This window comes from Spirosoma fluviale, from assembly GCF_900230225.1.
GTDB classification, from domain to species: Bacteria; Bacteroidota; Bacteroidia; order Cytophagales; family Spirosomataceae; genus Spirosoma; species Spirosoma fluviale.
In genome coordinates, this window is record NZ_OCNH01000003.1 from 922179 (window position 1) to 945635 (window position 23457).

Below are 23457 nucleotides of genomic sequence, written 5' to 3' on the forward strand. Positions count from 1 at the left end.
AACCCCTTCGGGGTTGGGATGACGGTGTGGAACATGAGTACTAGTCCGCCCCAGCACTAACCCTGAAGGGGTTGATTGTGGATAACCCCGGATGCAGTCCGGTGCCATAGCCAGTGCGCCCTAGCCCAACCCCGAAGGGGTTGACTGTGGGTAACCCCGGATGCAGTCCGGGGACATAGCCAGTGCACCCTAGCCCAACCCCGAAGGGGTTGACTGTGGGTAACCCCGGATGTAGTCCGGTGCCATAGCCAGTGCGCCCTAGCCCAACCCCGCCGGGGTTGACTGTGGGTAACCCCGGATGTAGTCCGGGGCCATAGCCAGTGCGCCCTAGCCCAACCCCGAAGGGGTTGACTGTGGATAACCCCGGATGTAGTCCGGTGCCATAGCCAGTGCGCCCTAGCCCAACCCTGAAGGGGTTGACTGTGGGTAACCCCGGATGCAGTCCGGGGACACAGGTGCAGTCCGGGAGTGCCCAACCCCGCAGGGGTTGACTGTGGCTGTACGTCCTGGATTGGCATTGTCTCCTCGTACAGGTCACCCTCCCCGTGTAGTGTCTGTCTCCCCCATATAGTGTCTCCCTAGTGTAGCACCCGTCTCCCCGGACTGCATCCGGGGTTGCCCACAGTCAACCCCTTCGGGGTTGGGGTTAGTGCCAGGCGTTTCGGAGGAAACGGAGCCAGTTTTTGTGGAAGATATTTTCGATGTCCTCCTGTGAGTAGCCGCGTTTGGTGAGGAGGCCGGTGAGAGTTTGCAGGTCGGCGATGGTGTCGAGGTCGCTGGGGGACTGCTCGATGCCGTAGGTGCCGTCGAGGTCGCTGCCGATGGCGATGTGCTGGCTGTTGCCGGTAAGCTGGCAGATGTGGTCGTAATGGTCGATAATCGTTTCGAGGGTGATGTCAAATTCGGTCGGATTGCTGACCCGCTGGGTGAAGCCGGGCTTCATCATCCAGGCATCGAAACACCCGCCGATGACACCGCCCCGCTCGGTCAACTGCCTGATCTGATCGTCGGTGAGTTGGCGTTGGTGCGGCACCAGTGCCCGGCAGTTGTGGTGACTCGCCCAAACCGGGCCTTTGTATAAGGAGAGAGCTTCCGTAAAGCCCTCGTCGGTGAGGTGCGTAGCATCCAGAATGATACCCAGCCGGTCCATTTCTTTGACCAGTTCACGACCCTGGTCGGTGAGTGGGCCACTCAGGCCAGTGCCTGGAGCGTAACGTCCGGTGCTGTAATGAGCCGGGCCGAGGGCGCGTAGGCCGTAGTTATAGGCTTTCTCCAGATACGACAGGTTTACCAGTGAGTCGGCTCCTTCGAGACTAAGGATATACCCGACGGGTTTGGTTTCGTTCGGGATGGTTTCATCGAGCCACAGGGCCACGTGACTATCGAGGGTGGCGCGGTCCAGAATCTGCACCATTTCGCCCGCATCGACCATGGTTTCGTACCACGCACGTTGCGCCTGTGTCATGGCCCAGGCCTGTTCGGGGGAGTTCCAGCCCGCACCGGGGAGGTTGCCGTTGCTCTGGTTGAAACGGGCAATCTGCGTCGCAACGACCAGACCGATATTGCCCCGGCGGAGGTCGGGCAGGGAAACGGTGCCTTTCGCCCGGTCGATTTTATCAGTCATGTCGGCTTCCAGTTCGCGTATCTGGTGGGCCGATAGTCGGTAGTCACGGTTCCATTCGATGGCGTTGAGGGCCATGTCGAGGTGGGCGTCGATGATGAACATGGGATGGGTTTACTGGTTTTGATTTTGTACCAGACAGCAGGGATGCTGTCTGGTACAAAACTAATTGGGCTATTCTTCTTTATCCTGACTCAATTTCCTTTTCACCACATCGGCCGGGTATTTCAGGGCCAGTTGGCGGATGTCGTAGCTGAATTCTTCGTAGGTTTCCTTCCAGAGTCTGGCCTCTTCGGGGGTGTATTCGTAAAAGCCCTGCGCATTCTGAACACCTTTGCCACCTGCTTTGACGATGTCGTCAATGAGTTTCGGTACTTCGGTCTTATTGCTCAGGGTGGGTAGCAAGTCCTTCATGACGGTATGATAAGCCGGTACGCCCGTCAGGTCCATCCATCGAAAAACACCCACCAGCGTCATCCAGTAGCCGGTATTGTTGCGGCAGGCACGGTCCACATCCTCGACGGTGGCATAGCCGTTTTCGACCAGATTGAAAGCCTCGCGGTACATGGCGTAGGCCAGCCGGTTGGCAATGAACCCCCGAATATCTTTACGAACCAGCGTTGGTTCCTTAGCCCAGAAATGAGAAAGTTCATAAAGCCAATCGGCGGTTTGCTGGTCGGTTAAGTCGCCACAAATGATTTCCAGAAAGCGGGTTGTGTGCGAGGGTTCGGCCCAGTGCAGGCCCAGAAATCGCTCGGGCAACCGAATTTGCCTCTGGAGAATGCTGATCGGTATGGCCGAGGTGTTGCTGGTAATCAGGGCATCGTCGGCAACGACGGCTTCGATCTTCTCGTAGACCGATTTCTTGATGTTGATGTCTTCGAGCGTACATTCCAGTACGAGTTTGCAGGGATTCAAAAGTCCGTAGTCCTCCGTAATGGTCAGTTTTTCGAAGTAAAGTTCCGGGCTCTGGGTAATCAGCCCCTTATCGAAGGCTTTGGTCAGGTGTTCCCGGATGCGGGGCTCGGCCGTTTCCATATCGGCGGGCAAGGGGGCAAGCGCCACCACCGGGTGCCCGGCAATGAGCAGGCAGACGGTAATGCTGCAACCCATCAGACCCAGCCCTACGACACTCACGGGTATATCTGCCGGATTTATTGGCTGGTTCATAATTGAGAATACGTTTGAAGGATTTAAGTGAGCCAGTTTTTGTCATGCTTCGGCTCCGGCCGCCCGGCTTCATCAGCATGACAAAAAATCAAGTCAGTTGGCTAATATCGACTAGTTTGGGTTTTCGGGTAAGCAGATGGATGATGACCCAGGCGGTCAGATACGTAAAGCCACAGATGGTGAACAGTATATTATACCCTCCCGACAGATTCCCGGCTGCTTTGTAGGTGTCCAGCAAACGACCCACCAGCATTGGGAAGAAAATGCCGCCCACCGCTCCGGCCATCCCCGCTATACCAACGGCCGAACTGACCGCTTGTTTCGGAAACAGGTCGGAAGCCATTGTAAAGACGTTGGTGGCCCAGGCCTGGTGAACGGCCACCGCCAGACTAATCAGCCCCACTGCGACCCAGACATCCGTCGCAAATTGAGCAAGGATAATGGATAATTCCAACCCGGCAAAGATGATCAGGACGGTTTTTCGGGCTTTCAGCGTAGGCCAGCCGCGTTTGATGAGCCACGACGATAAATACCCGCCACCAATGCTGCCCACGGTGGTGGCGAGATAGATGAGCATTAGTTCCAGACTTGGCTTCTTGAGGTCCAGCTTAAAGGTCGACGAGAAATAGGAGGGGAGCCAGAACAGAAAAAACCAGTAAATAGGGTCGATGAGCCCTTTGCCGGTGATGAGCGCCCAGGTTTGCGGGAGGGTAAACAGCTTGAACCACTTGATGGGCAGCTTCTTTTCCGCTTCCACTTCCTGACCGCTGGCAATGTACTCGTACTCCGCTGCCGAAAGACGTTTCTGTCGGGCAGGCACTTCATAGAAGATCAGCCAAAAAATGAGCCACACGAACCCCAGGGCGCCGGTAATCCAGAACACTTCCTGCCAGCCATAATGATTCAGTATCCAGGGGACAATGAGCAGGGCCGCCACTACGCCAATACTGGTGCCCGCGTTGAACAGACCCGTTGCCAGGGCACGTTCTTTCTGCGGAAACCACTCGGCCACGGTCTTCACGGCGGCTGGGTAATTTCCCGCTTCGCCCAGCCCTAACCCCACGCGGGCCAGGCCAAAACCAAATGCACTGCGGGCCAGCGCGTGTAGCATGCCGGCCACGCTCCACCACACGATGGTGACGGCGTACCCTATCTTTGTGCCGACTTTGTCGATGAACCAGCCCAAGGCCAGTAGCCCAACGGCATACGCGGCCGTGAAGGCGATCACGATGTTGGCAAACTGCGTTTCGGTCCAGGAAAATTCAACCTCAAGAATGGGCTTCAGAAGGCCGATGATCTGCCGGTCGAGGTAGTTAATGGTCGTCGCGGTAAACAACAAAACGACGATGATCCAGCGGTAATTATTGGTTTTAGGGGTAGTCACAGGGGTAGGGTTTAGGGTTAATGAGTTGGCGCGGGTTTGATGGCGCTGGCGCGAGTATTTACTCGTGCCTGTTGATAAAGTCAGTATTCACTGACGCAAGCGAACCGGGACGCCGGACCGGCTTGCTAAATAAAACGGCACGGGCAAATGCCCGCGCCAGCGTCTATAACCTTGCCTGCTTCATGCGTTCGACAAAATCCTGAAGGTGCCTTTTCAACCCCTCCCAGTCTTTCTGCTGGATGAGTGCCTTGTCGAACAGGTGGCTGCCGATGCCCAGACCGTCGGCTCCGGCTTTGAAGTACGCGTCCATGTTCTCCAGACTGATACCGCCGGTGGGCATTAGCTTGAGTTGGTTTAGGGGGGCTTTCAGGTCTTTCACATAATCGGGGCCGAGTGAGGTGGCTGGGTAAATCTTGACCATCGACGCACCCAGCGACCACGCTTTATAGATTTCCGACGGGGTGAACGCCCCCGGGAAAATGGGTATACCGCGCTTGACACAGGCTTTGACGACTTTCTTGTCGAGGATGGGTGTGACGATAAACTGAGCCCCGGCAGCCAGCGCTTTGTCCAGATCATCGAGTGTGCAGACCGTTCCAGCACCGATGTTCAGGCCCTCGCTGTAGTATTTCACGGCATTCTGGATGATGGTTTCGGCGTAGTCGGTATTCATCGTCACCTCGATCGTCGTTAGTCCGGCTTCCCGGTAAACGGGCATAATGTGGTGAATATCGTCGGGTTGAAGACCCCGGATAATGCCGACTACGGGTGCTTTGGCAAATAACTCCCAGGAGAAGGGTTTCTGACTCATTTAGGTAAGGTTACTAGTTGGTTTTGGACTATTTTTACCTGCCCGGCAATGGTTGCTTTGTCGATTAAATCAGACGAAATGGTTGTGGTGCGATCGCTTAACTGTAATTCTTCCATCGCCAGTTTATACAACTCATACAGGTTGTTGCCACTGCACAGGATCAACTGCCATTGCGGCTGGTCAAGGAGTGTTTTGAGTTCGGCACCGATCAATAAGCCGCTTAGATAAAGTGTATTGTCAGGCTTATTGAGCAAGCCAAATAATTGATTGGTCCGGACTCTGAACAGGCTGTTGAGAATGGACGACGAATCCGATTCGTTGACGCCCAATTTGAACGCATCGAGTTGATCGTTCGTGAATGTACTCAACTCCGCTGGCGCTATCGAATCTTTCAGGATGCTGTAATGCGCCATGAGGTTAAAGACTTCGCCCGTCATGAACGTCTGAAAATCGATTACCTGCTGATTCTGTATGTAGATATGTTTCGAGTGGGTGCCCGGAAAGATCAGAATCGACGCGTCGGCGGCTACGTGCCCGGTGTCCAGCAGCGCCAGTAACCCGATCAGCTGTGTTTCCTCGCCCCGCATCACATCGTGCTCCGTCCGAACCCCCGAAATCAGCGTGATATCGTGCGGAAAATCAGCCTGTTTCAGCAGACGCTTTGTGCTCGACAGGCTGCCATCGACTGGAAAGGGCAGGGTCGCGTAGGGGACTTCGGCCATGCCGATAGACGACGACGCCATGCCTGAAATGACGATGGGAATACCATTCAGCTTGATGGACACTTTGGTCGATAACTGGTTGATGTGTCGTTTTAGCTGGTGTCGGAAAAACTGTTCTCTGGGCAACGTTGCGCCATCGCCAATGGCTTTCCAGGCCGTGAAGGTGTTGGCAATTCCTTCCTGCGATGTGATTTCCCCAATAAGTTGATGGTTTGAGCTGTCTATGAGCCGTAGTCGAAAAGAGGACGTCCCCCAATCACACCCTAATAGATAGTTTTTCATTACTTCTTCATTTTTGTACGACTTACGGCAATGCAAATGCTACATACGAGCCACCGGGCTTGAGTCCGTAGCGGGTTCCGCCCGCAGCAATGACAATATATTGTTTTCCGTTGACCATGTACGTGATGGGCGTGGCAAATCCACCGGCGGGCAATTTATAGTCCCACACGATTTTGCCGGTTTTTTTGTCGAAGGCCCGAATCTTTTCGTCGTACGTGGCCGCAATGAAGACCAGACCACCTGCCGTGACTATGGGGCCGCCGTGGTTCTCGGTACCCGTTGGCGGGATGCCTTTTTTTGTCAGTTCCGGGTATTCACCCAGCGGTACCTGCCAAAGGTATTCGCCGGTGTTCAGGTTAATGGCGTTGAGCGTTCCCCAGGGCGGTTTAATGGCCGGGTAATTGTCCTGATCGCGAAACTGGGTGTTGCCGTTGTTCAGGTAGGGCGGACTGTACGGAAAATCGGCACCCTCGGCCGTCGGCGTTTTTACCACGGAGCTGTGCAGGTCATTGGCCGCAGAAGCCGTTGCCACTGCCGCCTTGGGTACAGGTTTGGCATCCTGTTTCAGCAGGAACCGGATAATGGCTTCCCGGTCGTCGGTGGAGAGGTGCCCGAAGGAGGGCATCCGGCCCCGGCCGGTTACCAGAATAGATGCGATCTGTTCTTTGGTAAGCCGTTTGCCAACATCCGTTAAATTAGGGTAAGCCTGCGCCGTCTGGCTCGCTCCCCCCGACTTTTCACCCGCAGCATGGCAGGCGGCACAGTTCGTGTTGAATAAACTTCCGCCCCGCGTGAAGGCTACGCCATCGGTCTTCGCCCGAACATCGCGCATTTTGAGCCACCAAAGCATGGTATTGGCGTTTTGGTACAGAATCCCATCGGGGTCGGCGGCATTGCCTCCCCATTCGGCCCCGCCCCCGAAGCCGTAATACAAGGTGCCTTCGATGCTGGGCGGCATGTATTTGCTCCCGTGCCGGCTGTTTCGGTAGCGGTCCAGTACGTAGGCGTGGGCTTCGGGCGTGCGGGTCGTTATCTCGTTTTCGGTCAGTTCCTGCCGGACAAACGGAGCCGGTTTAATCGGGACTGGCTGCGTTGGCCAGGGCTTTTCGCCGGGTAAAGCGGGCGATGTCATGACGGGAACTTCCTTCACGGGAAACAGCGGCTTGCCCGTATCCCGGTCGAGGACAAACACATAGCCGTCTTTGGTCGCCTGCGCCACCGCGTCGACCAGCCGGGTCCGACCGTCGGGTCCGGTGTGCTTCACCGTCATGAGGTTGGGCGGGCAGGGTAGATCACGGTCCCATAAGTCGTGGTGTACGGTCTGGAAATGCCAGATTCGTTTGCCGGTGGTGGCGTTCAGGGCAATTACGCAGTTGGCAAAGAGATTCTGACCTTCCCGCGCACCCCCGTAAAAGTCGACCGAAGGCGAGCCTGTACCGGCGTAAACGACCCCACGCTTTTCGTCCAGCACCATACCAGCCCAGCAGTTGGCCCCGCCCAGCTTTTTGTACGAATCTTTTGCCCAGGTTTCGTAGCCGTACTCGCCGGGCAGTGGAATCGTGTGAAAGACCCATTCGAGCTTGCCACTGCGCACATTGAACGCCCGGATGTAACCCGGAGGAGCATCGCCCCCTTCGCTTACGGCCGAACCGGTAATTAGTAAATCCTTGTAAATGACGCCGGGTGTGGTGACCCGGATGGACAGGTTCGCCACGTCATGACCGATGGTTTCTTTATCGCCCAGACCTTCGTGCAGATCGACCTTGCCCTGCTTGCCAAAACTTTCGACCAGCTTTCCCGTCGTTGCGTTTACCGCGTACAGGAACGAGCCAACAGTGTAGAGAACCCGTTTGTCGTCGCCATCTTCCCAGTACATCACCCCGCGCATCGGGTGAAACCGGGGTTTTGAATCAGGGTCGGCGAAAGGGTCGAATTGCCAGTGTTGTTTGCCCGTAGCAGCATCGACGGCAAAGAGTTTCAGCCGGGGCGAGGTTCCATACAGCACGCCTTTGACCACGATAGGCTGGCACTGAATGTCCATCCCCCGCTGCGAGGTATCTTTGTTGTCGCCGGTATCGTAGCTCCAGGCCAGCTTCAGGTTCTTTACAGTCTGCGTATTGATCTGAGATAGTTTCGAGTAGCGGTTTCCGGCATTATTGCCGCCATAAGTTGGCCAGTCGTCGTTGGGTGGCGACTGGTTTACTGGCTTTGTGTCGTCTTTCAGGGAGACAAAACTTCCCAGAATGAGCAGACTGAATAGGGGTTTCAGGAATCTATTCATGGATTTGTTGAATGTATTTATGTATCAGACAGCATCTCTGCTGTCTGGCCGTCAGGCTAAAATGGACTACTTACCCCATTTCGATCTGGCTAGCTAGAGGTACTTTTTGCCTAACGGCCAGACAGCAGGGATGCTGCCTGATACACAGGCCTGTTTCGGCTGAGTTGAGACGTCATGTAAACCTTTCGATACAGCGTTAGCTCTACTTCGCTTTCTCATAAAATTCGTACCGTATTTTCCAGGTCACTTCCTTTCCGGGCGCTGCTTCCAGCCGGATGTACGGCTCCGGGCAGGAGGTGGTGGCACAGGCCCAGTAAACCAGTTTTTCCATGGGTTGATCGCTGGTGATGTGGATACCCGCGCCCGTTTTCTGATTCTCGATGCGGATGTCGTAATCGGTAGCGGTGGGGCCGAAACCCTGAACGCCCGCCGTATACACATTTTCTTTTTTCTCCAGATCACGGGCATACACGAACCGGTTGCCCTGCGGCAAAATGACACTCCCGAACCCTTTTCCTTCGGCCTTTACGGCATAGGGGAACAGAATTTCGATGCCGGGGCCGGTAGGCTCTTTGTCGATGATGAAGAAATTATGGTCGTACACGCTCGTCTTGATGGGCAGCTTTCCCGTGTTTTTGAGGGTGTGTTCCAGTACCAGTTCCGGCTTTCCTTTTGTGAGCCTTACCGTTTTTCGATACCGATACCCGTAGCCCCCTGCATCGGTCAACTCGTGCGTAAAGTCGATGCGGTCTTTGTGCCGTTTGACCGTCCATTTGCCGTGGTCGGCCACTTCGTAATAAGTGGCAAAGGTATAGGGCTTGTCGGTGGATTTGCGCAGAGTGCCTACGCCAATCTTCACGAAGGTATCACCGGGTTTGGCATCGGTGTAACCAAGGGGCGTAAACTCTTCGGCGGGGCCGTTGATGGCGTCGTGCATCTTCGGGTCGTAGTTCTCGAACCATTGATCCACGAAGGTATGGCCGTTGTAGGTCAGGCTCTTGAATGCCCCCGACCAGTCGAAGCGGGTCCCCTGATAGTACCCCTGCTGTTCATCCGGCAGATAGAGCGTCGTCTGGATGACGCCATTCGACAAGTCAGCCTGCGGCCAGTCGGCCAGGGGTAAGGTCATGCTGCTGCTTAGGCCGATTAGGGTGAAAGCGGGGAGGAGGATTCGTTTCAGGTTGGTCATGTGGGGTAGGGTGGAGTAGGTGGAGTAGGTGGAGTGAGTGAAAGTGGTGGAGTGAGTGGGAGTAAGTGTAATGAGTGGAAGTGGTGAGTGAGTTGTGCCAGTTTATGTACTTTCACTCACTCCACCATTTTCACTTACTCCACTATTTCCTACTCCACCACTTCACTTAATTCAAATTCGGATTCAGCGACGTGTCGCTGTACGGCAGCGGGAACCAGTAATTGGCTTTTGTAATCGCCTTGATGGGTTGCAGGTCTTCGGGGCTTTTGGCCGCGTTAGCGGCTTCTACCCGTTCGAGCCGGACCAAGTCGAACCAGCGGGTACGCTCACAGGCGAACTCCCACGCCCGCTCCTCGACCACGGCGTCGGCAAACTGGCTGGCGGTCAGTCCGTCGGCGGAGGATAGGGCTTTCGTTCCGGCGGCCCGTCCCCGCAACCGCACCTGATTGAGGGCATCGTAAGCCGCCTGGTCGGGGCCACCGGTGCCGCGCGCTTTGGCTTCGGCATAGATGGTCAGCACGTGCGGGTAGCGCATCATGACGGAGGGCAGCGAAATACTCGACGTTACGATGTTGCCTTTGATGTACCACTTCTGGTAGTACGGGTGCCGGGTCAGGCTCTGCTGCCACGGAATGGTGGTGGCACCAAGGCCGAACTGGGTACGAAACGTTTTGTCCTTCCGTGGCCCTGCGGGGAAGGCGTTGAAGAAATTTAGCTCGGCAAACATATCATCCCAGCCGCCTTCTTCGCCCGGCATGGCCGTGTTGCCGTAGGTCGCATTTGCCGTGCCGCTACCGGCCGCAAAGCCACTGATCTGATAGACCGATTCGGGGATGATGGCCACCGCCGGGTCGTTTTCGAAGACGGCGGCAAAGGTGGGCATCAACTGAAAACCGTACAGGGCGCGGTTGTCGATGACCTCTTTGGCTTTGGCCGCTGCCAGATCATATTTGTCGGTTTGCTTCAACGGCCAGCCCGCCATCGTCAGGTATGCATCCGCCAGAAAAGCCTTCGCCGATCCTGCATTTGGCCGACCCGGATCGCGCCGGGTGTTGGGAAGCATCGTTTCGGCTTTCTTCAGATCAGACACGATCAGATCATACACCTGCGCCACCGTCGACCTTTTGATAGTCAGCAAACTGTCCGAATACTCACCCGCCGTAATGAGCGGAATATTGCCGTAAAAGCGCGTCAGCCAGTAGTATGAAAAACCCCGGATAAAGTAGGCTTCACCCGCAATAATGTCAATCGTTGCCTTGGTGCCCACCGTTTTTGTGTAATTATTGATGACGTTGTTGGCCCCCTGGATGGCCTTGTAACAGCCATTATACACGGCCCCCGACCGCTGGTTGGTGGTCGACACGTTGAACTGGTCGAACTCCCGCCAGTCGGCTTTGTTACTGGCCGGGTGGGTGGTCACGTCATCCGCCCCGAGCACAGCCCCATTGGCCGACGGGTGAATGAATCCGTACGACCACTGGGAGCCCAGACCTTTGTAGGCACCCGTCAGAGCCGATTCCAGCCCGTCCTGCGTAGACAGTACGTTGGGGCCGTAGAGCAGGCCGGTGGTATCCTCATTGAGGTAATTTTTGCAGCCCATTGCCAGCGAGGCAGCGAGTAAACAGATCAATAGCTTTTTCATGTCAGCGAAGAGTTTATGGGCTTAAAAACCGAGGTTCAGGCCGATGGTGTATGTTTTTGAGTTAGGATAAGAGCCGTAGTCGATACCAATAGCCGTGTCCGTTGCGGAGCCAACGCTGCTCGATTCCGGGTCCGGGCCTTTGTATTTCGTGATGGTCAGCAGGTTTGTGGCGCTGAAGAACACCCGCGCATTGGCCTTGTTGCGGAGCACCGACGCGGGTAGATTGTACGACAGGCTCACGTTCTTGAGCCGGACGAAACTGCCATCTTCCAGGAATCGACTGGACTGGGTGAACGGCTGGTAGGTTCTCGTAAAGGCGGGCACGTCGGAGGTTTCGTTGCCCGGCCGGTAGTAATCCCGAACTTCAGCCAGGATGAACTGACGCGCATCGCCCGCACCCGAAAGCGCAGCCGCCCGCGTGTAATTGAGCTTGTCTACACCGAATACGCCGTTGAAGAAGACGTTCAATGTCAGGCCTTTGTAGCTGAAGGTGTTGTTCCAGCCGCCGGTTGCTTTCGGGAACGCCCGACCGATGATCTGGAAGTCGTCGGTGGTAATAGAGTTGTCGCCGTTGAGGTCCTGGTAATGCGGGTCGCCGGGAACACGGCCGAATCGGGCGGCCAGATCCGCTTCGTTGGGCTTGAACGTGCCGAGGTAATTGAGTCCCCAGTACGAACCGAGGGGTTGGCCGGGCATCAGCATGAACTCATTGGTGGTCGACATACCCGCGCCCACGCCGGTACCGGTACCCAGCCGGGGTAGTCCACCCAGGCTGATGACCTGATTTTTCAGCGTCGAGAAGTTCAGGTTCGTTTCCCAACGGAAGCCGCCTTTGTCGAAGGGCGTTCCGCCAAGCGATAATTCAACTCCTTTGTTCTCGATTTCGCCCACGTTGCGGGTCTGCGTACCGCCACCGGCATAACTTGGTAAAGCGACATTCAGCAGCAGATCGGTCGTGTTTTTCTTGAAGTAATCGGCTTCGAAGCGCAGGCGTCCGCTGAAGAATTCCATCTCCAGACCAACGTCGGTCTGTTTGGTGGTTTCCCATTTGAGATTTCGGTTGCCTTGGTTGCCCTGAATCACCCCCGCCACAGCCGCCGTGTTGTTGAAGGCCACGAAGGTGGTGTTGTAGGGCGACAGCGTAGCGTAGGGATTGATGGCCTGACTGCCCGTCATGCCCCAGCTTCCGCGAAGTTTGAGGTTACTGAACACGTTCATTTTCTTGATGAACTCCTCTTCCGACAATCGCCAGCCCAGCGCCAGCGAGGGGAAAACGCTGTTCCGGTTCTCGGGGCTGAACTTCGACGAGCCATCCTGCCGAACGGCCGCCGTAACCAGATACTTGTCTTTGTAGGCGTAATTCACCCGGCCCAACAGCGAGAGCAGCGTCCATTTCTGAAAGCCGGAGCCTACCGAAGCCGCCGAGTTGCCGCCAATGTTGTTGTAGCCCAGTTGCGGAAAACGAAGCCCCGTAGCGGTGGCCGTAAAGTTGTTGTCCGTGAACTGCTGCGTTTCCAGCACCGCCACCGCATTGATGGAGTGGTTGCCAAAGGCCACCGTATAGTTCAGCGAGTTCGTATTCTGCAAGGTCACCTGCTCGGATGAAAAGCGGCTGGCACTTGGGTTATTATTGGAAAGCCGTTGACCCGAAAAGTTCAGGTTCTGAGCGTTCAGGTAGTTGACGGCGTACTGCAAGTCCAGCGTAAGCCCTTTGATGGGAAGCTTGTAATTCAAGCCACCGTTGACGTTGATGGACGACCGGTCCAGATCAGCCGCCTGGTCGTAGAGGTAGTCAATTGGGTTCCGGTACACCGAGCCAATGGGGTCGATAAAGGTAGGCTGCCCGTCGGCACCGTAAGCCGGGGTTGTGGGTGCCCACGCCACCGACTGAATAATGGCACCTCCCCCGTTGGTGTTGTGGTTTCTGGATTTGGTACCCCACAAATTCAGCCGGAGGGAAAGCTTGTCGTTGATCTGTGTATTCAGGTTGGTACGCAGAATATAGCGTTTGAAGCCGCTGTTTTCCACAATCCCGTTCTGGTTGACGTAGTTGCCGGAGATTAAAAACGTCGTTTTATCGCCACCGCCCGATACGGTGATCTGGTGCTGCTGTCCGCTGCCCGTTCGGAAAACGAGGTCCTGCCAGTCGGTGCCGCCGTTTTGTTTGAACTGGGCGATCTGGTCGGTGGTAAAGGGGAGATTGGAGCCGGTTGCCGTGGCGCGGGCATTCACAATTTCGGCGAATTCACCGGCGGGCAACACGTCGTAGGTTTTGATCACACTGGAGACGCTGCCCTGTCCTTCGTAATTTACTTTGATTCCCTTGGCCCCTTTTTTTGTCGTAATAATGACAACCCCATTCGCCCCGCGACTCCCGTAAATCGAGGTCGAAGCTGCATCTTTCAACACCTGAAGGGTTTCAATATCGCTGGGGTTTATGAAGTTAAAGTCCGCCCCCACAAAACCATCCACCACGTACAGCGGGTTGTTGCTCCCCAGCACCGAGTTGGCCCCCCGAATCCGGATGCGGGCATCGCCACCGGGCGCTCCCGTTGCCTGGGTCACCTGTACCCCGGCCGCGCGGCCCTGCAACACCTGATCGATGCGCGTAACGGGCTGCTGGGCAAATTCCTTGGTGGAGATAGCCGTCAACGCGCCGGTAACGTCTGTTTTGCGTTGTGTACCATAGCCAACCACGACCACCTCGCTCAGCGTTTTCTGGTCTTCAGCCAGTTGAACGTTGACCACCTGGCGTCCGTCAATCGCTACGGTCTGACTCACGTAGCCAATGTTCGAAAACACCAGCTTCCCATTGCCCGGTGCATTCAGGGTAAAACTACCCGTCGCGTCGGTGGCCGTACCCAACGTGCTGCCGCTCACCTGAACGTTAACACCCGGCAGTCCCTGATTGTCCGGGCCGATGACGATACCCGTGATTCTGGCGTTCTGCGCGAAGGCATAGCCCCGGCACAAAAGCAGCAGAAAAAAGAAAAGTTTTACATGGTTTTTCATAAGAGAAAAATTGATTGAGTAGGAGGAAATTAAGGGTATTGGTATTTGTTGTCTTATGTTAATTTTTTGACTACCAGTCCACTACAGAGCCGTCGAGCGCATTGTACGACTCCGGGTTTTTCCAGTCGTGACCAATCTTGTCTTTCATTTGGGCCTCGTCCAGTTCGACGCCCAGACCGGGACCTTGTGGGATCATGACCGTGCCGTCTTTCTGTAATTTGAAGGGGTTCTTTAAGTAGCCTTCGCCCAGCGACACTTGTTCCTGTACCAGGAAATTCGGTACACTGGCGGCCAGTTGCAGACCTACAGCCAGCGAGATCGGGCCCATCGGGTTGTGCGGGGCAATGGGAACGTAATACGCTTCGGCCATGCCCGCAATCAGTCGACCTTCCGTAATACCGCCCGCGTGGCAAAGGTCGGGTTGGACGATGCTGACGGCTTTCTTTTCCAGCAATTCGCGGAAGCCCCATTTGGTGAAAATCCGCTCCCCGGCGGCAATGGGCAGATGAGTGCCCCGCGCAATGTCGGCCAGTATGTCGACGTTCTGCGCCTGGCAGGGTTCCTCTACGAACATGGGCTGGTAGCGCTCCAGCTCCTTGATCAGAATCTTGGCCGTTTGGGGTGGAATACTGCCGTGGAAGTCGATAGCAATGTCCATATCGTCGCCCCCTGCCTGCCGTAGTTCAGCGAAATTGTTGATCGCATTTCGGACGAATCGTGGGTTTTCAACGATGTTGGCCGGGTCTTTTTTGAAGACACCCGTTTTAATGACGGTGTACCCTTCGGCCTTCCGTTTTTTGATATCCTCGCCCGAACTGGCCCGTCCATAGACACGCACCCGGTCGCGGGTGGGGCCGCCGAGAAGCTCATAGACCGGCACGTTCAGCAGTTTTCCTTTGATGTCCCACAAGGCCTGGTCGATACCGCTGAGGGCACTGGTCAGGATGGGGCCACCCCGGTAGAAGGCATGACGGTAAATAGCCTGCCAATGGTGAACAATGTGGCGCGGGTCTTTGCCGATCAGATACGGCTCCACTTCTTTAATGGCCGTTTGGATGGTCAGCGCCCGGCCTTCCAGCAACGGTTCGCCCAGCCCCACAACGCCCACGTCGGTATGGATTTTCAGGAAGATCCAGCGGGGCTTGACCAGAAAGGTTTCCAGCTTCGTAATCTTCACTTTACTGTAATCGGCAAAATGGCCCGGACTAGCGGCATAGGACGATTGCGGAAGCTTCAGGGCCGCTACGCCCGTCACGCCCAGCACCGACTGGATGGCCGACCGGCGGGACATGCCGGGTTTTTTGTTTGATGATTTCATTTGGGTTTAGGGTATGAGAGTTACAGAAAAGACCACCGGCACCGGCCGCCCGGCCCAACCCCCTCCTTGAAAAAAGGAGGGGGTTTTGTAAAGGGATGCCCTTGTCCTAGCCCCCTCCTTTTTTCAAGGAGGGGGTTGGGGGGTGGTGAAATGGGACCTTCCAACTGATGACACAAGGTTTTAAGAAACCCCGCTTGTCGGGTGCTTAAACCGACATCCACTCCACCAACTTACGGCCTGATAATCGTCCCATCCATCTTGCGCACCTGCCAGTTCGACTTGGTACTGATCGGGTATTTGGCGGCTTCCTTTTCGTTGATGTCGACACCCAAACCCGGTACTTCGTTGACTGACATGTACCCCTTGTTCATCGTGGGGCAACCGCTGAAAACGGCCTGCGTCTTCTCCGAAAACTGCACCGCTTCCTGAATGCCGAAGTTCCATACAGCCAGGTCGATGTGCGCGTGGGCCGAGTGTCCCACCGGCGACACATCGCCCGGTCCGTGCCAGGCGGTGCGGATGTTGAACCACTCGCCCAGCCGCGCTACCTTCATGGCCGGGGTGATCCCCCCGATCTGGGACACGTGTATCCGGATAAAGTCGAACCACTGGTTGACCATCGGCTCTTTAAACTCGTTGATGTTGTTGAACAGTTCACCCATGGCGATGGGCACCGACGTAGCCTGGCGGAGGTTAGCGAACCATTTCATGTTCTCCGGCGAAAAGGGGTCTTCGATGAAGAAAGGCCGGTACTCCTCTACCTGCTTGATCATGTTGATGGCGTCGATGGGCTGAACGCGCTCATGAATGTCGTGGAGCAACTCGACCTCATCCCCGCACTGCTTGCGAACCACCTCAAACATCTTGGGGACCGACTTCAGGTAAAGCCGTTCGTTCATGTAATTGTCGGTCTCACCCCCAAAATTGGCGACTTTAAAGTCGGGCTTATCGGCGGTGGCGCCCACCGCTCCGTAGCCGCCCTGCTGAATACGGATGTACTTGAAGCCCTGTTCCATGAACTTCTTGACACTATCGGCGGCTGCCTCCGGCGTGTTGCCGCCCGCGTGGGTGTAGCAGGGAATAGCAAAGCGCACCTTGCCGCCCAGCAGTTGATAAACCGGCATGTTGGCGCGTTTGCCTTTAATATCCCACAGCGCCTGGTCGAGACCGGAAAGCGCATTGTTGAGTACTGGTCCGTTCCGCCAGTACGAACTCACATAAGCCGCCTGCCACATGTCTTCGATATTGTCGACGTCTTTCCCCACGCAAAACTCATTGAGGTAGGTATTAACAGCGACGATGACAGTGGCCGCCCGTTGGGTGAAGGTGGCACAACCAAGCCCATACAGGCCGGGTTCAGTGGTTTCGACCTTCACCACAATCAGGTTCGAACCCTGGGGCGCGGTGGCAATAGCTTTTACGCTTTTGATCTTGATGGGTGCCAGCCCTTTGGCATACTGCGGAGTTCCCTGTTGTTCGCGGGCTTCGGCGGTGGAGATGCCGCCAAACAGGCTTAACAGTCCGGCCGATGAGCCGAAACCCAGCATTTTTAACGTGTCGCGACGACTTTGGTCAGGTTTATTCATGTGAGAAAAAGAAAGGTTAATAGGTTGTAAGTCTGATGTTTTGGGGGACTACTTCTTATCCCACCACACCCGCGTATCCAGCGTGTTTGGCCCCTGCCGGGTGATAGCTTCGTTCAGGTTTGCTGAGTTGACGACGATCTCGCTGTCCGGATAGGGCATACGCCGGATGAAGTCGCCCTTTACTTCGGAGCCGGGGTAGGGGTTTTTCTTTAGCGCGGGGAAGCCAGAGCGCCGGAAATTGGCGAAAGACTCGTTGCCATCCAGGAAGGTAGCGACCCAATATTGGGTGTTGATCAGCTCCAGCGCTTTGGCCGCGTCCAGCGGGTGTGTATCCAGATACACCTTTATATCGGCCTCCGGAACGGGTGATCCGTAGGATGCCATCTGTTCGAGATTAGCCCGGATACCTTTGGCGTAATAGTCGGCCGCCGTACCTGTCACCCAGCCCCGAACGGCGGCTTCGGCCAGCAGGAGCTGCACCTGCGAATAGGTAATGTGAAACTCGGGCGCGTCCAGTTTCAAGACCGTGCTCAGGTTGACCTGGCTATAATCCCACAGGCTGGCTACTCCATTTTGGGCCAGTGTCGATGTAATGGATACGTCGTTGTAGCCCATCGGCATCCCGATTTGCACCTTTGGGTCAGACGAGGCACGGGCGGCTACCTGCTCCTGACCACCTTTGGCCCCTACATAACGTACGGCAAAAATGGGCAGCCGAGGGTCGTTATTATCTTTCAGGTAATTGACGAACGGAGCCGCTAGGTAGAAGTTGGTTTTTTCGCGGGCGGCTAAGTGGTTGGCAATGTAGTTGTTGTAAATGGCCGTGTGCCGGATAATCGAGTTGTCGGCGTTGGATTGAAACACGCCCCCCGTTACCGCTTTCGTTACGTACGACTGTGCCGTGGCGGGATCGACTTTGGTTAACCGCATGGCCGCTCGAAGCATGAACGAGTAACCCAGTTTCTTCCACTTTACCGGGTCGCCACCGTATAGAATATCGGTGGTAACGGCGGGTTGGGTGGTTGTCAGGGCGGCCGATGCTTCCTCCAGTTCCTTCAGGATATCCTTGTAAATGGCCTGCTGAGCGTCGTATTTAGGCGAGATGATCTCATTCGTGTAACCCTGTCCCGCTTCGAAATAAGGTATGTCGCCGTAGGTGTCGGTCAGGATCATGAAGATGTACGCTTTCCAGATGCGGGCCGCGTTGTAGGTATTGATTTGCAGGGGATCGCTCTTGGTCTGGTCCAGCACGGCGATCAACTGCTTCAATACATTGCGGTACATATTGACCCAAACCAGCGGGGTGTTGCCCCCGTTGATCTGATCGTAGTTGGCTCCCGACAGCGAGCTGCCGTAGGGCGTAATGATCTGTTGCACAATGCCGAAGTTGTACGTCAGCATACCCAGCGTGCCAAATCCGTCGAGGTAAGTGGTGCTGATGATGGCTTTGTTGAGCACCAGCGAAGGGGCCAGCGCCGTCGGGTTTACGCGGTTTGTGTTCAGTTCGGTGAACCCTTCGTCGCAACCTGAAAGCAGGCTCAGCGAAAGGACTAGGGCAAGTATATGTTTGAGATTTGTTTTCATGATTCCAGTCGTTTGGGTGTTGTCATCCTTAAGAATGACAGAGAAATTAGAATCGGGCGTTGAGGTTAAAGCCTATGCTGCGGGTAGGCGGTAAGCCCGGCCAGAAATCCAGTCCAACGGCGTTGTCCGACGAAACCAGCACTTCCTCCGGGTCCATGTTCTCGGTCCATTTTTTGATGATCAGGACGTTGTTCGCCACTGCATTCAGCCGCAGACCTTTCAGGAAGAAACGCTGGGGCAGGATTTTATCGAAATCGTAGCCCAACGAGATCTGACGCAGTTTCCAAAACCCGGCATTGAATACAAAGTCTTCGTTGATACCCAGCGGATTAATGGATTCGTAGAAGGGCTGGACGGCGGCTCTCGTCTGGTTGATCTCGCCGTTTGGATTGACCCCGTTGCCGATCACATACCCCACATCCCGACCCGGTAAGGTCCGTTTCGACAAGCCGTGGCGCATGTAGTTGATGTTGCGGCCCGCAATCAGTTTATGGCCCAGCTTGAAGTCGATCAGTGCCGACAGCACTATGCCCCGGTAGGTAAAGGTGTTGGTGATGCCGCCGAAATAGTTTGGCAGGGCATTCCCCACGTTTTTCAGGGTATTGTTCCGAAGCGGCATCCCGCTGTTGGCGTCGAACACCTGCCGACCCTGCGCATCCCGCAGGTAGGTGAAGGTGTACAACTGCCCGATTGGCTTGCCCACCACCTGATTGAGTGTCCGCCCACCGCCACTGCTGACGGTAATGACAGTGTCGTTGGGCGATAAGCCAAGTTTCAGCACTTTGGAGGTATTGTACGATACGTTGGCGCTGACATCCCAACGGAAAGCAGGCGTCCGGACGGGCGAAAAGGTCAATAGCATCTCAAGTCCCTTGTTCATACTTCGGCCTACGTTGATCAGTTTGCTGGTGTACGACGAGGCATCGGAAACCTGAGCGGCCAGAATCTGATCGTCTGTTGTTTTGTGGTAGTAGGTAAAATCGAGGCCTATTTTATTGGCAAACAGCTTCAGCTCAAGCCCCACTTCTGCTTCCTGAATGCGGAGCGGGCGCAGGTTTTTGTTGGGAACAACCGTTGCATTGATGCCGCCCACGGGTACCAGCGCACCGGAAGGGTTCGGGAAGGAGTTGTTATCGACGGAGAAATACAGCGCGTTGGAGTAGGGGTCGACGTTGTCCGAGCCCACCTGCGCATAAGCCGCACGCAACTTTCCGAACGACAGCCAGGCGGGCATGTTATCGAACGCCTGCGAGAACACAAAACTGCTCGTAACGGATGGGTACAGAATGCTCCGGTTGGAGGGAGCCAGCGTCGAGAACCAGTCATTGCGTGCGGTGGCGCTCAAAAACAGGAAGTCCTTGTAGGATACCGTAGCCGCCCCAAACACCGAGTTGATCTTTTTCTCCGCCAGACTGTAGAGCGGGTCTTTGATGCGGCCGTTCATGACGGTGTAGAGCCCCGGCTGCACAAAATCCTGCACCGTTACACTGTTGTAGTCGTTGCGGGCGTAGCGGTGGTTGCCGCCCAGCGTTACATCCACGCCGATGCTGCCAAACGTCTTGTTCATGCCGAGAATCAAGTCAAGGTTTCGTTCGGTATTCTGGCGGACATCCTGCGTGTAGGAGCCATTCACAAAACCCACCGGGGCGCGGGCAATGGGCGCGTACCCGTTCGGAATATTGTACTCCTGATTGCGCACGTAGAAATCCTGCGCCAGCCGGGCCTGCACGTACAGCCAGTCGGCGAACTGGTATTTCAGGGCAACGTTCCCGAACAGCCGACTGCGATTGACGTTCTCGAATTTGCGGCTCATGGAATAATAGGGATTATTCCGAACCAGAAAACGCGAGAAAACGAACTCATCGCCGTTGGGCAAGGTCTGGTTTTCCCGTAAGGCCTGAAAAGGCATCGAGTTGGCCAGCGTGAAAATTACGGTCGATACGGACAGATCCTGGGTGTTTAGCTGGGGTGGATTGACGTTATTTTCCAGCGAATAGTTGATATTTCCCAGCGCTGTCAGTTTACTGGTAATGTTCTGCGTGAATCCCAGATTGATCACCTTGCGGTTGAAGGTGTTGTTTTCCATGATTCCCTTATTGTCGGTGTTGCCAAACGACAGGCTAAAACCGCCGTTCTGGCCGCTGTTCGATACGGTTACGGTATTGGTGAAATTGGTGCCGACGCGGTAAAACTGCCGCACCCGATTGCGTACCGGCTCATAAGGCCAGGTTTCATTATCGAACAGAGTCTGCGTCATGCCCGGCTGGAATTTCTCGCCGAAACTCCACACGCCCGATGTTGGGTTGGCCGTTGTAGGTCGTCTGCCGCCTTCGCCCTGCCCGTATTCGTACTGAAAGTCCGTAAAGTCGAGGGGGGTATCGGTCGTGAAGTTGGTGTTGTAGGTAACGCCGAAGCCTTTCCCCGAGCCTTTACTTTTGGTCGTAATCATCACCACGCCATCTTTGGCGCGTGAGCCGTACAGAGCGGCAGCTGTAGCGCCTTTTAACACGGTCATCTCTTCAATATCGTCGGGGTTGATGCTGCTCAGACCATCGCCACCGTCCGAACTGTTGGAAGCCCGGTTGCCGAAATCGCCCCCCAGCGCGAAATTGGAATTGTCGATCGGGACACCGTTTACAACAATCAGCGGGTTATTCTGCCCGCTGAATGAGGATTGACCGCGGATGCGGATTTTGGCGGTTCCGGCGGGGCCTGTACCCATGGATGTGATGTTGACACCGGCCATTTTGCCCTGTAACCCACTCATGAAATTGGGCGTCCGGTTCACGTTGATCTGTTCGGCATTGACCGTTGCGGTGGCGTACCCCAGCGTTTTGGCTTCCCGTTTGATCCCAAGGGCCGTTACCACCACTTCATCAATGGCTTTGGCATCTTCGGCCAGTTCTACGTTCACAACCGAGCGATTATTGACGGGTATTGTCTGGCTGACGTAGCTGATATACGAAAAAATCAGCGAGGCATTGGCGGGAGCATTAATGGCGTAATTGCCCGAGGCATCCGTCGCGGTGCCGATGGACGTCCCACTGACGAGGACGTTGACGCCTGGTAATGGCTGCTTGTCTGTACCGGTTACCTTACCGGTTATCCGGTTCGTCTGGGCATAGGCCAGACCGCAACTGAGAAGCAGACAACAAAGAAAGATTAGAGCTTTATTCATTTGTAACAGAGATTTAGGGTAGCAGAATTGGTATTAAACTGTCCTTGAATATCAATGTATAATATTGATATAGTACTAATTTCTAGTTGCAATGAAATGAGTTACCCCAACCCTGTCATAAATCATATCTTGTAAGAACTTTCTAGTTTTCCGGCCTTGCTGGTGCTGTACGTATCCGACAGCATCCCTGCTGTCGAGCCGTCAGGCTAAATCAGGCCGGTTAACTTTCAAGGGTCATTTTTAGCCTAGCGGCTCGACAGCAGGGATGCTGTCGGATACCCTAGTTAACCCTTACAAGATTAAGTTATTGACAGAGAACAGGCGTTACTTCATCAGGCTTTTAATCGATCTTCAGGTTGTATGAGAGGTATGCTTACCAGTTGTGGATGGCGCCATCGGGGCTTTTCAGGATTGGGTGAGGGAACTCGGTCTTTGCCGATACCTCCAGTACAAACGTTGCTTTCTTGGGGTCGAATTTGACGCCTAAACCCGGCTCGGGGTTCAGATACAGTTTGCCGTTTTTGAAGTTTACGTAATCTTCGTTGAAATAAGCGGGTCGCTCGGGTTCGCCACCGCCCAGCTCCATCAGGCAGCGGGTGGGGCTGCTGGAGCCCAGAACGTGTACCAATGCCGCTGTAGACAGTGGCCCGGTGAAGTGCGGAATCATGCCTGCATAGTGCGTTTCGCACAAAGAGGCTATCTTTTTAAACTCCCCGATACCGCCGGTGTTGGGTAAGGTAACCCGTGTGTAGTCGATCAGGCGCTGTTCAATGAACTCATTAATATCCCAGCGATCGCCAAACTGCTCGCCCACGGCAATGGGCACGGTTGTCATCTGGCGAACGGTCTTATACACGGCCGGGTTTTCGGAGCGGACAATGTCCTCCACGAAATAAGGCTCCATGTTTTCCAGCGCTTTGCAGATTTTTAGCCCTTCGGTGGTATCGAAGCGCGTGTGCAAATCGATGGCCCATTTGCCGCCACCCCCCACGGCCCCGTCGATCCGCTTGCAGAGCTCAATCGTTTTCTTGGCGTTGTCGTAGAAGTCGAACGGTTGATCGCCGTTACCACCGGTTGGACCAATGCGGTAAGCGCGTAAACCGGCTTCTATGCAGTCTCTGGCGCGTTCTTCTTCGGTTTTGGCTTTGGAAGCCCGGAAGCCCGTAGCATAACATTCAACATAATCCCGCGTGGCCCCTCCCAGCAACTCGTAGACGGGAACACCCAGCGCTTTGCCCTTAAGGTCCCAGAGGGCCATTTCCAGCGCTCCGAGTGCGTGTAGTTTCTCGCGGCCCGGTGGATAAAACATACCCCGGTACACGTTTTGCCAGATGTGCTCGATGCGAAACGGATTTTCACCGATCATCATCTGGGCGCACTGTTCGATCATGTCTTTTGATCCGCCCTCGCCGATGCCGATAATGCCGCCATCGGTGTAAATTTCAACGATACCGCGCGCCTGATTGAACAAAGGTTTATTATAGCCGGGGGCGCTGTAATACCTGATTTTCGTGATTTTAAGTTTCGGGGGTGCCTGCGCCAGACTCGTCGGCCAACCCGCCCAGAGAGCGGTTGAACCGACGAGCGCCGACTTGAGAAAGTTACGTCTTTCCATAAAGTTAAGGGTAAGGAATCGTCAATTAAGGTTTAGGAAGTAATCAGTATAAGGATTCGCTT

14 protein-coding genes are annotated in these 23457 nt (G+C 55.2%); all 14 read right to left on the minus strand.

Annotated features, from left to right (window positions below):
• Positions 1-646 precede the first annotated feature (646 nt).
• Positions 647-1726: a dipeptidase gene (locus CRO74_RS19825; protein WP_097128155.1), complete on the minus strand. Its 1080-nt coding sequence runs from the start codon at positions 1724-1726 to the stop codon at positions 647-649.
• 69 nt (positions 1727-1795) lie between these two features.
• The gene (locus CRO74_RS19830) at positions 1796-2791 is read right to left on the minus strand and encodes a 3-hydroxyacyl-CoA dehydrogenase family protein (protein WP_097128156.1); all 996 of its coding nucleotides are present in this window, start codon (positions 2789-2791) and stop codon (positions 1796-1798) included.
• Positions 2792-2879: 88 nt separating this feature from the next.
• On the minus strand, positions 2880-4175 hold the full coding sequence (locus tag CRO74_RS19835; RefSeq protein ID WP_097128158.1) for an MFS transporter: 1296 nt from the start codon (positions 4173-4175) through the stop codon (positions 2880-2882).
• Positions 4176-4338: 163 nt separating this feature from the next.
• On the minus strand, positions 4339-4986 hold the full coding sequence (locus CRO74_RS19840) for a bifunctional 4-hydroxy-2-oxoglutarate aldolase/2-dehydro-3-deoxy-phosphogluconate aldolase (protein WP_097128159.1): 648 nt from the start codon (positions 4984-4986) through the stop codon (positions 4339-4341).
• Positions 4983-5990, minus strand: a complete 1008-nt coding sequence (locus tag CRO74_RS19845; RefSeq protein WP_097128161.1) for a 2-dehydro-3-deoxygalactonokinase — start codon at positions 5988-5990, stop codon at positions 4983-4985. The genes CRO74_RS19840 and CRO74_RS19845 overlap by 4 nt, the downstream gene beginning before the upstream one ends.
• Before the next feature lie 22 nt (positions 5991-6012).
• Entirely contained in the window at positions 6013-8271 is a 2259-nt protein-coding gene (locus CRO74_RS19850) for a BamB-related PQQ repeat family beta-propellar protein (RefSeq protein WP_097128163.1), read from the minus strand.
• A gap of 202 nt (positions 8272-8473) precedes the next feature.
• On the minus strand, positions 8474-9460 hold the full coding sequence (locus CRO74_RS19855; protein WP_097128164.1) for a hypothetical protein: 987 nt from the start codon (positions 9458-9460) through the stop codon (positions 8474-8476).
• A gap of 166 nt (positions 9461-9626) precedes the next feature.
• A complete protein-coding gene (locus tag CRO74_RS19860; protein WP_097128165.1) occupies positions 9627-11102 on the minus strand; it encodes a RagB/SusD family nutrient uptake outer membrane protein in 1476 nt (491 codons plus the stop codon).
• A gap of 21 nt (positions 11103-11123) precedes the next feature.
• Complete coding sequence (locus CRO74_RS19865) at positions 11124-14114, minus strand: SusC/RagA family TonB-linked outer membrane protein (RefSeq protein WP_097128166.1); 2991 nt, start codon at positions 14112-14114, stop codon at positions 11124-11126.
• Positions 14115-14184: 70 nt separating this feature from the next.
• On the minus strand, positions 14185-15432 hold the full coding sequence (gene dgoD / locus CRO74_RS19870; RefSeq protein ID WP_097128167.1) for a galactonate dehydratase: 1248 nt from the start codon (positions 15430-15432) through the stop codon (positions 14185-14187).
• A 230-nt stretch (positions 15433-15662) separates the two neighbouring features.
• Positions 15663-17018, minus strand: coding sequence for an enolase C-terminal domain-like protein (locus tag CRO74_RS19875; protein ID WP_097128168.1), 1356 nt, complete (start codon positions 17016-17018; stop codon positions 15663-15665).
• Positions 17019-17066: 48 nt separating this feature from the next.
• Positions 17067-18602, minus strand: a complete 1536-nt coding sequence (locus CRO74_RS19880) for a SusD/RagB family nutrient-binding outer membrane lipoprotein (RefSeq protein ID WP_097128169.1) — start codon at positions 18600-18602, stop codon at positions 17067-17069.
• Between the two features lie 46 nt (positions 18603-18648).
• Entirely contained in the window at positions 18649-21780 is a 3132-nt protein-coding gene (locus tag CRO74_RS19885; RefSeq protein WP_097128170.1) for a SusC/RagA family TonB-linked outer membrane protein, read from the minus strand.
• 373 nt (positions 21781-22153) lie between these two features.
• Complete coding sequence (locus tag CRO74_RS19890) at positions 22154-23395, minus strand: mandelate racemase/muconate lactonizing enzyme family protein (protein ID WP_097128171.1); 1242 nt, start codon at positions 23393-23395, stop codon at positions 22154-22156.
• Between the last annotated feature and the right edge of the window lie 62 nt (positions 23396-23457).

Bases quoted from the DNA above. Each gene is read 5' to 3' on its own strand.
- CRO74_RS19860 (WP_097128165.1), bottom strand. From the start codon at position 11,102: ATGAAAAAGCTATTGATCTGTTTACTCGCTGCCTCGCTGGCAATGGGC.
- CRO74_RS19880 (WP_097128169.1), bottom strand. From the start codon at position 18,602: ATGAAAACAAATCTCAAACATATACTTGCCCTAGTCCTTTCGCTGAGC.
- dgoD (WP_097128167.1), bottom strand. From the start codon at position 15,432: ATGAAATCATCAAACAAAAAACCCGGCATGTCCCGCCGGTCGGCCATC.
- CRO74_RS19855 (WP_097128164.1), bottom strand. From the start codon at position 9,460: ATGACCAACCTGAAACGAATCCTCCTCCCCGCTTTCACCCTAATCGGC.
- CRO74_RS19825 (WP_097128155.1), bottom strand. From the start codon at position 1,726: ATGTTCATCATCGACGCCCACCTCGACATGGCCCTCAACGCCATCGAA.
- CRO74_RS19890 (WP_097128171.1), bottom strand. From the start codon at position 23,395: ATGGAAAGACGTAACTTTCTCAAGTCGGCGCTCGTCGGTTCAACCGCT.
- CRO74_RS19830 (WP_097128156.1), bottom strand. From the start codon at position 2,791: ATGAACCAGCCAATAAATCCGGCAGATATACCCGTGAGTGTCGTAGGG.
- CRO74_RS19840 (WP_097128159.1), bottom strand. From the start codon at position 4,986: ATGAGTCAGAAACCCTTCTCCTGGGAGTTATTTGCCAAAGCACCCGTA.
- CRO74_RS19885 (WP_097128170.1), bottom strand. From the start codon at position 21,780: ATGAATAAAGCTCTAATCTTTCTTTGTTGTCTGCTTCTCAGTTGCGGT.
- CRO74_RS19850 (WP_097128163.1), bottom strand. From the start codon at position 8,271: ATGAATAGATTCCTGAAACCCCTATTCAGTCTGCTCATTCTGGGAAGT.
- CRO74_RS19865 (WP_097128166.1), bottom strand. From the start codon at position 14,114: ATGAAAAACCATGTAAAACTTTTCTTTTTTCTGCTGCTTTTGTGCCGG.
- CRO74_RS19845 (WP_097128161.1), bottom strand. From the start codon at position 5,990: ATGAAAAACTATCTATTAGGGTGTGATTGGGGGACGTCCTCTTTTCGA.
- CRO74_RS19875 (WP_097128168.1), bottom strand. From the start codon at position 17,018: ATGAATAAACCTGACCAAAGTCGTCGCGACACGTTAAAAATGCTGGGT.